This is a genomic window from Comamonas sp. GCA5, from assembly GCF_036541385.1.
Taxonomy (GTDB): domain Bacteria; phylum Pseudomonadota; class Gammaproteobacteria; order Burkholderiales; family Burkholderiaceae_C; genus Comamonas; species Comamonas aquatica.
The window spans coordinates 40,041-54,307 of sequence record NZ_JAZHFR010000004.1 but is presented as its reverse complement, the minus strand read 5'-3'; the positions used below and the strand labels follow the sequence as shown (position 1 = coordinate 54,307).

At 67.5% G+C, this 14,267-nt stretch carries 8 protein-coding genes; 4 read left to right on the top strand and 4 right to left on the bottom strand.

Annotated elements, in window-relative coordinates; all coding sequences use genetic code 11:
- The first annotated feature begins 41 nt into the window (after positions 1-41).
- Positions 42-704, top strand: a complete 663-nt coding sequence (locus tag SJH88_RS01835) for a YiaD family glycine zipper/OmpA-like lipoprotein (RefSeq protein WP_043378535.1) — start codon at positions 42-44, stop codon at positions 702-704.
- A 167-nt stretch (positions 705-871) separates the two neighbouring features.
- On the opposite strand, the gene SJH88_RS01830 is transcribed toward SJH88_RS01835, so the two are convergent.
- The 4 genes from SJH88_RS01830 to SJH88_RS01815 all read right to left on the bottom strand — a co-directional run bounded on the left by SJH88_RS01830 (position 872) and on the right by SJH88_RS01815 (position 8,314).
- Positions 872-1,510 (bottom strand): response regulator transcription factor, encoded by a 639-nt coding sequence (locus SJH88_RS01830; protein WP_042418598.1) that lies wholly within the window; start codon positions 1,508-1,510, stop codon positions 872-874.
- 5 nt (positions 1,511-1,515) lie between these two features.
- Positions 1,516-3,468: a two-component system sensor histidine kinase NtrB gene (locus SJH88_RS01825; protein ID WP_154163190.1), complete on the bottom strand. Its 1,953-nt coding sequence runs from the start codon at positions 3,466-3,468 to the stop codon at positions 1,516-1,518.
- Positions 3,469-3,557: 89 nt separating this feature from the next.
- Positions 3,558-4,376, bottom strand: coding sequence for a carbon-nitrogen hydrolase family protein (locus tag SJH88_RS01820; protein WP_274753458.1), 819 nt, complete (start codon positions 4,374-4,376; stop codon positions 3,558-3,560).
- Positions 4,373-8,314: a YhdP family protein gene (locus tag SJH88_RS01815; protein ID WP_274753457.1), complete on the bottom strand. Its 3,942-nt coding sequence runs from the start codon at positions 8,312-8,314 to the stop codon at positions 4,373-4,375. Before SJH88_RS01815 ends, SJH88_RS01820 begins: the two co-directional genes overlap by 4 nt.
- Positions 8,315-8,476: 162 nt before the next feature.
- Between SJH88_RS01815 and glnE the strand changes: the two genes are divergently transcribed.
- From glnE to purB, 3 genes are all read left to right on the top strand, one after another.
- On the top strand, positions 8,477-11,215 hold the full coding sequence (glnE, locus tag SJH88_RS01810) for a bifunctional [glutamate--ammonia ligase]-adenylyl-L-tyrosine phosphorylase/[glutamate--ammonia-ligase] adenylyltransferase (protein WP_274753456.1): 2,739 nt from the start codon (positions 8,477-8,479) through the stop codon (positions 11,213-11,215).
- Between the two features lie 80 nt (positions 11,216-11,295).
- A complete protein-coding gene (locus SJH88_RS01805) occupies positions 11,296-12,495 on the top strand; it encodes an HD-GYP domain-containing protein (protein WP_045265838.1) in 1,200 nt (399 codons plus the stop codon).
- Positions 12,496-12,804: 309 nt separating this feature from the next.
- Entirely contained in the window at positions 12,805-14,184 is a 1,380-nt protein-coding gene (gene purB / locus SJH88_RS01800) for an adenylosuccinate lyase (RefSeq protein WP_042416369.1), read from the top strand.
- Positions 14,185-14,267 lie beyond the last annotated feature (83 nt).

Sequence of the window (14,267 nt, the reverse complement as noted above, 5' to 3'; positions counted from 1 at the left end):
CGGCGCGACACCGCCGTGCCACCATGAAAAGGAATACAACCATGCGCAAGAATCTGACCCTGGCCGCCACCGTGGCGGCCGCCCTCATCCTCTCCGGCTGTGCCGCGGACGGCACCTCGGGCATGAGTGACACCCAGAAACGCACCGCCATCGGCACCGGGGTGGGCGCACTCGCCGGCGCTGCCATCAGCGCGGCCACCGGGGGCAAGGCCGGTGTCGGCGCCGTGGCTGGTGCCGCCGTGGGTGGTATCGGCACCTACATCTGGTCGCAGAACCAGGAAAAGCGCAAGCAGGAAATGCAAGCGGCCACCCAGGGCACCGGCGTGAATGTGGTGCAGACCGCGGATAACCAGCTGAAGCTGGAAATCCCCAGCGACATCTCGTTCGACACCGGCCGCTACGACATCAAGACCAACTTCGCCCCCATCCTGGACCGCTTTGCCGAAGGCCTGCGCACCAGCCCGAATGCCGAAGTGCGCATCGTCGGCCACACCGACAGCACCGGCTCGGACGCCATCAACAACCCGCTGTCCCTCAACCGTGCCAACAGCACGCGCGACTACCTGATGATGCGTGGCGTCAGCGGCAGCCGCATCCACACCGAGGGCCGCGGCTCCTACCAGCCGATTGCCTCCAACAGCACGAACGAAGGCCGCGCCCGCAACCGCCGCGTGGAAATCTTTGTCGGCGAGCGCGCGCAGTAACACACCAAAAAGCATAGCTATTGGCGCTTGACAGACAAGCGCCTGACAGCAAAAAGGCTCTGAATTTATTCAGAGCCTTTTTTGATGGCGGGGTGCACAATCACCCCCGCCTGACGCCAGGGGCACCTCTCCGCACGCGAGGTGCGCAGGGGCGCCTCCGGGCCGCGTTACAGCTGGCCGTGCGCACGCAGCAGGTTGGCCAGTTCCACGGCCGATTTGACCTGCATCTTGTCGAACACGCGGGCGCGGTGCACTTCCACCGTGCGCACGCTGATGTCCAGCTGGTCGGCAATCAGCTTGTTGGGCACGCCCTCGACCACCAGCTGCATCACGCCGCGCTCGCGGTCGGTCAGCTCGCCCAGACGGCTGAGCAGCACATGGCGCAGGGCCGTGGCCTCCAGGTACTGGGCCGACTGCTGCAGCGCCTGCTCGATGCGGTCGACCAGCACATTGTCCGAAAACGGTTTTTCACAGAAGTCGAAGGCGCCCTGCTTGACGGTCTGTACAGCGGTCGGCACATCGGCGTGGCCGGTCAGAAAGATCACGGGCACGGTCTGGATCAGGCCCTCGCGCTGCTTGAGCAGGTCGAACAGCGACAGGCCGGTCATGCCCGTCATGCGCACGTCCAGCAGCAGGCACTGGGGATGGCGGGGCACAGGGCGCTCAGCCAGCATGGACAGAAAGTCTTCGGCGCTGGCAAAGCTCTCGCTGTACAGGCGCCGCGAACGCAGCAGCCACGCCAGGGCGTCACGCACATCCGCATCGTCATCCACGATATACACCGTGGCATTGGTCACAGGTTCCATGGGAATCAGCTTAACTGGTCTTGAAGGCCCGCCACCGGCAGGCTGAAGGTAAACACCGTGCCCCGTGGGGCATTCGCGGCATGGCGCAATTCTCCACCGTGCTGCTCCAGCACGGTGCGGCACATGCTCAACCCCAGGCCCATGCCCTCGTCCTTGGTGGTGAAGAAGGGGGTGAACAGCTGCTCGGCCACCTCGGGCGGAATGCCGCAGCCCTGGTCCTCGACCGCGAACACCACGCGCTGCGCGGCGTCGTCCCACAAGGCGCGCATGTGCAGCGCCTTGTGCGCCGGCGGCGCCTGCTCCATGGCCTGCATGGCGTTGCGCGCCAGGTTCAGCAGCACCTGCTCGATCATGGTGGCGTCGCAGACCACGGGGGGCAGGCGCGGCTCGATGTCCACCTGCACCTGCACGCCCAGCTTGCTGGCCTGCATGCGCACCAGGGGCATGACGGCATCCAGCAGCTCGGTGGCGGTGATGCCTTCGTGCGTCTGGCTGCGGCGGCGCACAAAGTCGCGCACGCTCTTGATGACCTTGCCCGCACGGTCGGCCTGGAAGGCGATGCGCTGCATGGCCGAGCGCAGCTCGTGCAGGCGCTGGCGCAGGGCCCCAGCCTCCAGCCGCTCCAGGTCGCCATCCTGCGCCAGCAGGTTCAGCGAACCATTGGCGTAGCTGGACATGGCCATCAGCGGCTGGGTCAGCTCGTGGCTGAGCAGGGAGGCCATTTCCCCCACCGTGGCCAGGCGCGCCGTGGCCTGCAGGCGTTCGTGCGAGGCCCGGGTCAGCTCCTCCATGCGGCGCTGCTCGGTGATGTCGATGAAGGCACTCATCCAGCCGGTCTGCTGGCCCTGGGCATTGATCAGCGGGGCTTCGAAGATCAGTACCGGAAAACGCGTGCCATCCTTGCGCATGAACACCGACTCATGGCCTTCGCGCGCCGCCGGAATGGCCCCGGCCAGGCGCCGCGCCTGCCGGCGCACGTATTCCTCAGCCAGCTCGGGCGGCCAGTAGGGGGCAAAGCTTTGCCCCAGCAGCTCTTCAGCGCTGAAGCCCACCATGGCGCAGAACGCCGGGTTGACGTAGCTGATGCGGCCCTGCAGGTCGCGCGCGCGCAGCCCGGTGATGAGCGAGTCCTCCATCGCCTTGCGGAAGGCCAGGGCGTCGCCCAGGTCGCGCTCGGCGCGCAGGCGGCGGCGGTTGTCGCGCACCAGCACCACCAGCACCGAGCCCAGCGCAATCGCCATGCCGGTGACCAGGGCCGTCAGCACGTTCGGGAACACGCTGGGCGCGCGGTGCCAGCTGTCCATGCGCAGCACCATGGTGTTGCCCGGCAGGTCCAGCAGGTGCTGGGCCGTGAACACGCGCGAGCCGCGCCAGGCCGCGCCGACCAGGGCCAGGCGCGTGCCGTCGGGCTCGGTGAACGAGACTTCCTGGCTCTGCGTGAGGTTCTTGCTGACCTGGGTGGTCAGGATGTTCTGCAGCGAATAGGTGCCCACCATGTAGCCCTTGATATGGCCGGCCTCCATCTGCGGCAGACACACCTCCATCAGCTCGGCGCCCATGGCCTCGCCCAGGATCTGGAAGTAGCTGGGCGAATACGACGGGCTGCTGGTGCGCTTGGCGTTGGCGCAGGCCGTCACCGCGTGGCTGAAGGATTCCTCGCGCAGGTCGGTGTCCCACACCACCGAGCGGTAGGGTGTTTCCGCCACCTGGCGGATGTCCATGTCCTCGCCGCGCCACTCCACGCGCAGCAGTTCACGGCGCACCTGCAGCATCTCGGCCACACGCACACTCCACTGCTCGGGCGTGACGTGCAGGGCGTTCACCGCCTGAAGGTCCTGCAGGTTGCGCCCCAGCGCGGAGCGGATCTCGACCACCGCCTGCGCGGCATCGCGCTCCAGCTTGTCCTGCACCTGCGAGGCTTCGTAGCGCCCGGCCAGCCAGACCATGATGATGAGCATGCCGGCCACCAGCACGACCAACAGGGTCCACAGGGACCAGCGGCGCCAGGCGCTGTGCCAGCGCTGCCAGGGCCAAGGTTGCAGCGGATTTACAAACAACGGTGCTCCAGGGCAGGCAGGCGCTGGCGCACCTGCTGCAAAAATGAGAGTTCCAGGACAGCGTAGCTGATGCCCGGCCCGGCTTGTTCCTGCTGGGCCACGATCTGCCCCCAGGGGTCGACCACCATGCTCTGGCCCCAGGTCTGGCGCCCGTTCGGGTGCTTGCCGCCCTGGGCGGCCGCCAGCAGCCAGCACTGGTTTTCAATCGCGCGCGCGCGCAGCAGCACCTCCCAGTGCGCCTGGCCCGTGGTGTGGGTGAAGGCCGCCGGCACCAGCAGAATGTCGGCCCCCAGGGCCGCATGCTGGCGGTACAGCTCGGGGAAGCGCAGGTCGTAGCACACGCTCAGCCCCAGCTTCCAGGTCTGGCCGCTGCGGTCCGTGATCGCCGCCACCACGGGCGTGGCCCCGGGCTCGATCACGGCGGTCTCGTCGTAGCGCTCGCTGTCCGTCGCAAAGCGGAACAGGTGGATCTTGTCGTAATGCGCCACCTGCCGGCCTTGCGGGTCGTACAGCAGGCTGGTGTTGCGTACCTTGCGGGCGTCCGCGCCGCGGATCGGCACCGTGCCGGCCACCAGCCACACGCCGTGCGTGGCGGCCATCTGCCCCAGCGCCTGCTGGACCGGCCCGGTGCCCAGCGGCTCGGCCCATGCCAGCTTGTCGGTGTCGCGCCAGCCCATGCCGCAAAAATACTCGGGCAGCACCAGCAGCTCGGCCCCTTCGCTGCTGGCCTGGGCCACCAGTTGCTGCGCAGCACGCAGGTTCTCCGCGACGTCGGGAGTGGAGACCATTTGCAAGACCGCGACTTTCATGGGCGTCCTCCGGGTGGGGTGGTAGGGGCCTCACTGGCCGCCGGGGCGGCGGCCGGGCGTTTGCGCACGGGATCGACCACGGGGTCGCTCCAGGTGCCGTGCAGGTGGAAGGTGCGCGTGGCCGCCTCCATCAGCGGCCCGCGCAAGAAGACCTGGGCCAGGAAGCTGCCCAGACCGATCACCGGGTTGATGGCCGTGGCCGCCAGCGACGCCGTCATGGCGTTGATCTCGGGCACCACCACCACGGTCACGTCCTGCGTCTCGTCCACCAGGCTGGCCTGGCCTTCCATCAGCACGGCGGCGTTCAAGCCCTTCATCTGCAGGTTGTTGGTGCGCGCCACGCCCTGGACCACGTTCACGTCGCCGCGGATGAAGTCAAAGGCAAAGCCCTGGCTGAAGACATCGCGGAAATCCAGGGTCACCCGGCGCGACAGCGACTGCAGGCTGAGCACGCTGAGCAGCTTGCCCATGCCGGGCTCCGCCTTCAGGAACTGCCCCTTGTCCACCTGCAGGTGCACCGCCCCGTCCATGCTCGGCCAATGCGGCGTGATGGGCGAGCCGCGCCAGGCGATATGGCCACTCAACTGGCCACGGCCATCGCGGATCACGCCCTCCATGCCGAAGCGGTCCAGCAGTTGCCCGGCGCTGTCCATGTCCAGCAGGAAACTCAGGTGCGTGGTACGCGCAGCACCCGGGCGTGCTGCGCCCCAATAGCCATTCGCCTTCCAGCGGGCCTCCTTGGTGGTGAGCTGGAATTGCTCCAGCAACCACTCCCGCCCCGCCTCGCCGGCGCGGTTGCGGGCCTGCAGCGACAACTGCCCCAGCGCCTTGCCCGCAATCTCCAGGCGCTCCACCTGGATGTCCAGGGCCGGCAGGCTGTCCGGGTCCACATCGTCGGGCGGTGCCTGGTCCAGGCGCTGCGCCTCGGCCTTGGGGATCGACAAGTGGGACAGGCGCGCAAACAGGCGCCCCGTGCTGCCGCCCGCACTGGCGGAGCGGTATTCGACATAGCCGCCAAACTGCTGGGCCTGCAATTGACCGCGCCAGGTGTCGCCGCTGTGCACCAGGTCGGCCTGAACACCGACCAGCTCGCGCTGGCGCAGCAGCAGGCGCGGCACGCGCAGCTCCAGGCGCTGGGGCAGGTAGCTCTGGACCTGCGCCGGCACGGCGCTGGCGCCACTGCCGCCGCCCGCGTCCAGCACCGCCAGCCAGGCATCGGCATCCAGCGTGGGCCACTGCACCTGCGCCACCACCCCGCTGTCGGGCAGGCCCTGCTTGGGCCAGTCGCCCAGCACGATGCGCCCGGCAAGCACCCGCGCCGGTTCGACGGACACATCCTGGGCATACACCACCTGGCCGCGCCCGGCCACCTCCACCCGCAACTCATGGCGATGGGCGGCATCCAGCGTCTGCGTCACTTCCAGCCCCAGGCTGTCCTCGGCAGGCTTGTTCAGCGGGGCCGGCAGGCGCAGGGCCAGGCCGCGCAGGTCCGAACGCACCACCACCGTCTGCTGCCCCTGCCTGGCCACCACGCTGACGCTGTAGGCGGCCCGGCCCTCGGCATGCTCCGCCAGCTGCGTGGCCACCGGCAAGCTGCCATCCTTCTTCAGTCCCAGGGCCGTGGCCTGCCCCTGGGCCTGGATGCGCACCCCATCCTTCACGGAGGCCATGCCGCCGTCCAGCTTGATCGGTCCACCCAATGACTGCCCCTGCACCCCGGCCAGGGCAAAGCCCTGGTCGCTGAAGCGCACCTCGCCCCCCAACTGCTGCAACAGCGGCGTGGAGGCGGTCAATTGCAGGCTGTTGCCGCGCAAGCCCAGGCGCCCCTGCACCCGGGTGCGCTCCAGGTGGTCAATCGGCAGGTCCAGCTCAAACGCCAGGCTGGCCGGACCCTGGGCCTTGGCCGTGTCCAGCGCATGCTCGGTCATGGCGGCCAGGGGCGAGGTCTGCACCACCCCCAGCAGCGCCTGCAGCGGTGCCTGGCCCGCGACCTTGAGCGTCAGGTGCGGGTGGTTCAGATCGGGAATGCGCGCCTCGATGCTGTCCATGCGCAAGGCGCCCTGCCCCTGGAAGCCGGTGCGCGCCTGTTGCACCACCATGCTGTTGCCCTCGAACACCAGCGTGCCGCTCAGGTCCTGCAGCACCGGCCACGGAAGGTGGCCAGCCCCCAGCAGCCGCTGCGGGGCGAAGTCGTAGACCACGTTGCGCACCGGCGCCTGGATGTAGAAGCGCCCGCTGCCCGGCTGCTCGAACGGCATGTCGTGCAGGTTGCCGCGCACCTCGAACTGGACCTTGCGGCCCTCGCCCTGGCGCACGCTGTCGCGCACATAGTGGCGCGCCAGCTCCGGCACCTCCAGCGGCAGATAGCGGTGCACGCGCGCGCCGTCGGCCCGCTCCAACTCCCCATTCAGCTGCAGGTAGCCGGGCAGGCGGTCTTCCGACGTCTCGCCCATGCGCCAGCTGCCTTGCGCCTGGCCCTGGGCATCGGCATTCGCAAAGCGGAGGGTGGGCACATCCAGCCGGAGGTGGCCACGGTCCACCCGCCAGCGCACCTGCGCCTGCAGCGTGTCCATCGGGATCGCCGGCTCCTCAAACACCCCGGGGAAGTGCAACACCCCGGATTGCAGATCCAGACTGGCCTTGCCACCGCGCTCGTCCAGCTCAAAGGTGGCATTCAAGCCCTCGACCCCGGGCAATCCGGTCCCGTGCTCGGCCGGCTGCGGCTGGACCACCAGGCCGCTGACACGTCCACGCGCCTGGTAGTCGGTGGGCGAGGCCCATTCCAGCTGCAGTTGCCGCACGGCGCCTTCGGGCTTCCAGCGCTGCAAAGGGGCCAGCACCTCGGCCGGCACCGGCAAGGCCTGGACCACCTGCGCGGCCATGGCGATGTCGGCGTAGTCCAGGGACACCTGGGTGCGCGGTTGTGCCGCAGGCCCCGAAGTGCGCACCTCCCAGTTGCTGCTGGGCCAGTGCTGGCCATCCACCTGGACAAAGCTGAAGTTCTGGCCGGACAGCCGCCAGGCCTGGTCCTGCCAGTCGGCCTGCAGCCGGCCGTGCAACTGCTGCAGCTGCAAGGCCGGCACCTGGCGGTCGTGCCACTGGATCTCGGCCTGTGGCAGGGCCACGTCGGCCGACACGCCCACCGGTTGCCCGCGGGCCACATCGACCCAGACGCGCACCGCGCCGCGGGCCTCGATCGCCTGGATGCCCCAGGCCTGGGGCCAGGGCAAGGCCGGTACCTGGCGCATCTGCAAGGCGGCATACCACTGGCCATTCCAGCGCTGCCACGGGGGCAGGGACGAAGGCAGCAGCGGCTGGCGGAATTCGCCCACCACCTGCATGCGCTCACCCTCGCCTGCGACGGGAGTGGCGTCCATGCGCAGCACGTGGTGCCAGTGGCGGTTGCGCACCACCACCTCCACATCGCGCCATTGCGTGGCCTCGGGGGACTGCTGTTCATCGGTGAACTGCACCACGCCACGCTGGATCACCAGCTCGGGCTGCTCCAGCAGCCACTCCAGGGCCCGGTTGTCCTGCGTGGCGTCGCTGGACACCACGTCCAGGCCCGCGACCTGCCAGCGCCCGTCCTGCAGACGGCGCACATCCAGCTCGGGGGCATCGATATACAGCTGCTCCAGCCCCAGGCGCAGCACCGAGCGCGCCGACACCGTCACCACCACCCTTTGCAACATCAAAGCCTGGCGTTGCTGCGGGTCCAGGATGGACACACCGGACAGCTCTATGGTCGGGAACAGGCCTTCCGAGCGCGCCGTGAGGGCATCAATGCGCACCGGAGCCCCCAGGGCCTGCGTCGCCAAACGCTCCACTTGCACGCGCCACTCCCCAATTCGCGGCACAATGAATCCGTGCAGAGCCCCCCATACGCCCATCAGCACCAACCAGAACGCCAGCACCAGTCCCAAGGTCCAACGCGCCACGCGGGCCACGAGATGCAGCTTTCTTGAAGGAGGGGGAGGGCTCAGATCGATCATTCGTGGGTTCACCAGTGGCTGGAATTATCGCCCGCTTGCTCAGACCAGGGCACGACATCCCGGGTAACGTCCACAGGACGCCGTGAACTCGCACAACCAGCGCCAAGCATGCAGATCGCAGACCCTATTCCGACGCCCGCGACAAGCCCCGCCGCCCATTCGCGCTTCTGGCAGCGCCTCCACCGCCGCTATGGCGACGTCCTGGCGTTGCTGCCCCCCGGACCGCCCACACGGCAGACCCTGGAACAGGCGCTCCAGGCCCTGCAAGCCCAGGGACACCCATTGTCAGCGGCCCTGCGCATGCTGCGACAACTGGCGATGGAACGTCTCATGGAACTGGACTGCAGCCAGCAGGCCGACCTGGCCACCATCACCCAGGGGGTCACCGCCCTGGCCGAACTGGCGCTGGACCACGCCTGCCAGCAGACGCGCCAGGAACTCGACGAACGCCATGGCCCGCTGCTGGGCGCCGACGGCCAGGCCGTGCCCCTTTGGATCATCGGCATGGGCAAGTTTGGCGCCCGCGAGCTGAATGTCTCCAGCGACATCGACCTGATCTACGTCTACGAGCACGAAGGCGAGACCCAGGGCCAGCCCGATGGGCGCGGCAAGATCAGCAGCCATGAATACTTCGGCAAGGCCGTCAAGGCGATCTACAGCCTGATCGGCGACACCACGGAACATGGCTTCGTCTTCCGTGTGGACTTGGCACTGCGGCCCCACGGCAACTCCGGCCCAGCCGCCATCAGCCTGTCGGCCCTGGAAGACTACCTCCAGGTCCATGGCCGCGAGTGGGAGCGCTTTGCCTGGCTCAAGAGCCGCGTCGTGGCGCCGACCGCCAGCATCAAGGCACCCAATGTCCAGGCCCTGCGCTCCGTGGTCCTGCCCTTCGTGTTCCGCCGCTACCTGGACTACAACGTCTTTGACGCGCTGCGCAGCCTGCACCGCCAGATCCGCGAACATGCGGCCCGCCGCAGTGCCGGACACCCGGAGCGTGCCAACGACGTCAAGCTTTCGCGCGGAGGCATCCGGGAGATCGAATTCACGGTCCAGCTGCTGCAGGTAGTGCGCGGCGGACAGTTCCCGGAACTGCGCTGCCGCCCCACCCTTGAAGCGCTGCAGCGCCTGGCCCGCGCCAACCTGATGCCGCAGGACACCGCCGACCAGTTGGCCCAGGCCTACACCTTCCTGCGCAACGTGGAGCACCGCATCCAGTACCTGGACGACCAGCAGACCCACGTGCTGCCGACGCGGGACGAAGACCTGGAATGGATCGCCCACACCATGGGCTATGCCGACACCCGCAGCTTCCTGCTGCAGCTGGATGCCCACCGGGAACTGGTGGCCCAGGAGTTCGACACCCTGCTGGGCAGCAACCAGTCCGACGGCTGCAGCAGCGGCATGTGCGGCGGGCCGCGCGCGCCACAGAAGACCCCTGCCCCCGAGCTGGACACCCTGATCGAACAGATTCCGCCGCTGATGGCCGCGCGCGTGGCCGAATGGCGCGAGCACCCCAAGGTGCGGGGCCTGCGTGACGAAGCCCGCAGCCGCCTGTTCCGCCTGGTGCAACAAACCGCCCAGCGCGTCACCCAGGGGCAGCTGGAGGAAACGTCCGCCATCCGCTTCATCAACTGGCTGGAGCCCTTGCTGCGCCGCGAAAGCTACCTGGCACTGCTGCTCGAGCGCCCGTCCGTCATCGACCGGCTGCTGCACCTGCTGGGGGCCGCCAAATGGCCGGCGCGCTACCTGCTGCAGCACCCCGGGGTGATCGACGAGCTGGCCAGCGAGCAGCTGTTCACCGAACGCTTTGTCGCCGCCGACTTCGAGCACGAGATGGCGCTGCGCCTGGCCGCCCTGGAGAGCACCGGCGAGGACGACGACGAGAACCTGCTGAACCTGCTGCGCCGCGCCCACCATGCGGAAACCTTCCGCACCCTGGCCCGCGACGTGGAAGGCGCCATCACGGTGGAGCAGGTGGCCGACGACCTCAGCGCCCTGGCCGACAGCGTGCTGCGCGTGACCGCCCAGTGGTGCTGGAAGCGCCTCAAGCAGCGCCACCGCGACAGCCCCAACTTCGCCATCGTGGGCTACGGCAAGCTGGGCGGCAAGGAGCTGGGCTACGGCAGCGACCTGGACATCGTCTTCATCTTCGATGATGCCGATGAGAACGCCCCCGAGATCTACACCGCCTGGGTGCGCAAGCTGATCAACTGGCTGACCGTCAAGACCGGCGAGGGCGACCTGTTCGAGATCGACACGGCGCTGCGCCCCAACGGCAATTCCGGCCTGCTGGTCAGCAGCTTCCAGTCCTATTCCGACTACCAGCAGCAGCGCGGCAGCAACACCGCCTGGACCTGGGAGCACCAGGCCATGACCCGCGCGCGTTTCGTGCTGGGCAGCGATGACCTGCGCCAGCGCTTCGATGCCGTGCGCGAGGCCGTGATCACGGCCCCTCGCGACCCCCAGTCGCTGCAGGAAGAAATTGTCAGCATGCGCGAACGCGTGCGCGGTGCCCACCCGGTGCGCAGCGCCCTGTTCGATGTCAAGCACAGCCCGGGTGGCATGGTGGATGCGGAATTTGCCGTGCAATACTTGGTGCTGTCCCAGTCGTGCCAACACCCTGAATTGATCGGCAACGTCGGCAATATTGCCTTGTTGCAGCGCGCCGAAGCAGCCGGGCTGCTGCCCGAAGGGGTGGGCCAGCACGCCGCCACCGCATACCGCGAACTGCGCCGCATCCAGCACAAATCGCGCCTGGATGAGGGCAATGGCCAGGTCCCCGAGGCCACCGTGGCCCAGCACCGTGACGCCATCCTGGCGCTGTGGCATGCCGTCTTCCAGCGTTGAAACCTGGCATTGCGGGGTCTGTCCGCTAAAGACACCCGGCCAAAAATGTAAAAATATGTTCAACCCTGTTTGTTGTTGCAATGAAACTCGTTGAACTCAATTTAGCGACCATTCCTTTTGGTCAGCCCATCCCGTTCGCACTGCGGGGCGTTGGCGGCAGCCTGCTGGCCAACAAGGGCTTCGTCATCCGCTCGGCCGAGGATCTGCGCATCCTGCTGGCCCGCGGGCAAACCTTGTTCGTCGACACCGACGAGTCCGGCGACAGCTACCGTGCCTTTCTGGCCCAGATCCAGTCGCTGCTGCTGTCGGACAAGCCGCTGAACCAGATCGCCAACATGACCATGCAGACCACCGCGGCCCCCGTGGAAAGTCTGCGTGATTCCGGGCCTCCGGCCTGGCGTGAGTGGCAGCTGGGCCTGACCCAGCTGCTGCGCAACCCCCAGCCCGGCGACTTTGCCCAGCGCTTTGAAGACCTGTTCAGCGCACTGAACCAGTACCTGCTCAAAACCACGGACGGCACCTTGCTGGCCCTGATGCAGATGTCGGCCGAGGAAACGCGCTACTACAGCGCCACGCATGCCATGCTGACGGCCGTGGTCTGCATGACGGCCGCCCGCGAAACCCTGCGCTGGCCGGACAACCGGGTGCTGCCGTTGGGGCGTGCCGCCCTGAGCATGAACATCGGCATGGCCCAGTTGCAGGATGACCTGGCGCAGCAGACCGCGCCGCTGAGCCCGCAGCAGGCCCAGGAGATCGACACCCACTCGGACAGCTCGGTCGCCATCCTGCGCCGCATGGGCATCAGCGACCCGCTGTGGCTGGACGCCATCCGCGCCCACCACCACCGCGCGCCCGGCAAGCTGGCGGAAAAGACCCTGGGGCAGCAGATGGCCCGGCTGATCCAGCGCGCCGACATCTTCGGCGCCCGGATCGCCCCGCGCGCCAACCGCGACCCCATGTCCGTCACCTCGGCCATGCAGGCCAGCTACTACGACGAGACCAAGTCCATGGACGAAGCCGGCGCCGCCCTGGTCAAGGCCCTGGGCATCTACCCACCCGGCGCCTGGGTCCGGCTGGCCAGCGGGGAGACCGGCGTGGTCATCCGCCGCGGTGCCTCGGCGGCCACGCCGCGCGTGGCGGTGCTGCTCAATCGCGATGGCATGGCCACCGGAGAACCGATCCCGCGCGATACCGCCCAGGCGGCCTGGAAGATTGTCAGCCCCGTCGCACACAAAGAAGTGCGTGTTCGCCTACCACTGGAAAAACTGCTGGCTCTATGATGGCCTGAAGCAAGACCCAGGCAGAAAAATTTTGGGAACTTTCCCCGAACTGCCTGCTCTGACTGCTTGACAGGGATTGGATCCTGCCAGTTTTAGTGTTGCGAAGCCTGCCCCGACTTGAGCGGTGGCTGTCCGTCTTGGGGTGCATCTCCTCCCTCCCTCTCTTAATTCGCTTCAGGACGCTTCGCAACCTTTTTATTTCGACGAAGGGCACCCGCCGCGGTGCCCTTGTTTTTTCCGGGGCCGCGTCCATGGGATGTGGAGACCCGGCAGTGCAGATCAAAGCCGGGCCACCTACAATCACGCCCCATGAGTCTGTCCACCATCTCCGCCCTCTCCCCGCTCGACGGCCGCTACGCCGCCAAACTTTCTGCCCTGCGCCCCATCATGAGCGAGCAGGGTTACATGCACCGCCGCGTGCAGGTGGAAATCACCTGGTTCATCGCGCTGTCGGATGCTGGCTTTGCGGAGTTTGCCCCGCTGTCGGAAGGTGCACGCACCTACCTGCACGGTCTGGTGAGCAACTTCTCCGAAGCCGACGCAGCGGCGATCAAGGAGATCGAGAAGACGACCAACCACGACGTGAAGGCCGTGGAGTACTGGATCAAGGGCAAGTTCGATGGCCGCCCCGAGCTGCAGAAGGCTGCGGAATTCGTGCACTTTGCCTGCACCAGCGAGGACATCAACAACACCAGCCACGCCCTGCAGATCCGCGTGGGCCGTGACATGGTGGTGCTGCCGGCGCTGGACCGCATCACGCTGAAGCTGCGCGAGATGGCGCACCAGTTCGCCGATGTGCCCATGCTCAGCCGCACGCACGGCCAGACCGCCAGCCCCACCACCGTGGGCAAGGAAATCGCCAACGTGCTGGTGCGCCTGCAAAAGGCCACGGAGCAGATCGCCAACGTCAAGGTGCTGGGCAAGATGAACGGCGCCGTGGGCAACTACAACGCCCACCTGTCGGCCTGGCCCGACTTCGACTGGGAAGCCTTCGCCAAGAAGGTCATCGAGACGCCCGAACCCCAGGGCCTGGGCCTGAACTTCCAGCCCTATTCGATCCAGATCGAACCCCACGACTACATGGCCGAGTTCTTCGACGCCGTGGCCCGCGCCAACACCATCCTGGTGGACTTCTCGCGCGACGTCTGGGGCTATGTCTCGCTGGGCTACTTCAAGCAAAAGCTGAAGGCGGGCGAAATCGGCTCGTCCACCATGCCGCACAAGGTCAACCCCATCGACTTCGAGAACGCCGAAGGCAACCTGGGCCTGGCCAACGCACTGCTCAAGCACCTGTCGGAAAAGCTGCCCGTCAGCCGCTGGCAGCGCGACCTGACCGACTCCACCGTGCTGCGCAACATCGGCGTGGCCCTGGGTTACGCCACCCTGGCCTACACCTCGCTGATGACCGGCCTGAACAAGCTGGAACTGAACGAGGAGCGCCTGCAGGAAGACCTGGACCACGCCTGGGAAGTGCTGGCCGAGCCCATCCAGACCGTGATGCGCCGTTACGGTGTGGCCGGTGCCTACGAAAAGCTCAAGGAAGTCACGCGCGGCAAGACCGTGCAGGCGGCCGATCTGCACCACCTGATCCGCAGCCTGGACATTCCCCAGGCCGACAAGGACCGCCTGCTGGCCATGACACCGGCCTCCTACATCGGCAAGGCGGCCGAGCTGGCCCGCCGCGTGTAACGCAAAACCATAGCTGACAGCGCTTGCCAAACAAGCGTTTCAGCCTTCAAGAGCTGCCAAAGCGAGGAAACACCTGCGCAGGC

Excerpts from the sequence above, each read along its gene's own strand:
- SJH88_RS01820 (WP_274753458.1), bottom strand. The coding sequence starts at position 4,376 with ATGAAAGTCGCGGTCTTGCAAATGGTCTCCACTCCCGACGTCGCGGAG.
- SJH88_RS01830 (WP_042418598.1), bottom strand. The coding sequence starts at position 1,510 with ATGGAACCTGTGACCAATGCCACGGTGTATATCGTGGATGACGATGCG.
- SJH88_RS01805 (WP_045265838.1), top strand. The coding sequence starts at position 11,296 with ATGAAACTCGTTGAACTCAATTTAGCGACCATTCCTTTTGGTCAGCCC.
- SJH88_RS01835 (WP_043378535.1), top strand. The coding sequence starts at position 42 with ATGCGCAAGAATCTGACCCTGGCCGCCACCGTGGCGGCCGCCCTCATC.
- purB (WP_042416369.1), top strand. The coding sequence starts at position 12,805 with ATGAGTCTGTCCACCATCTCCGCCCTCTCCCCGCTCGACGGCCGCTAC.
- SJH88_RS01825 (WP_154163190.1), bottom strand. The coding sequence starts at position 3,468 with ATGCTCATCATCATGGTCTGGCTGGCCGGGCGCTACGAAGCCTCGCAG.
- glnE (WP_274753456.1), top strand. The coding sequence starts at position 8,477 with ATGCAGATCGCAGACCCTATTCCGACGCCCGCGACAAGCCCCGCCGCC.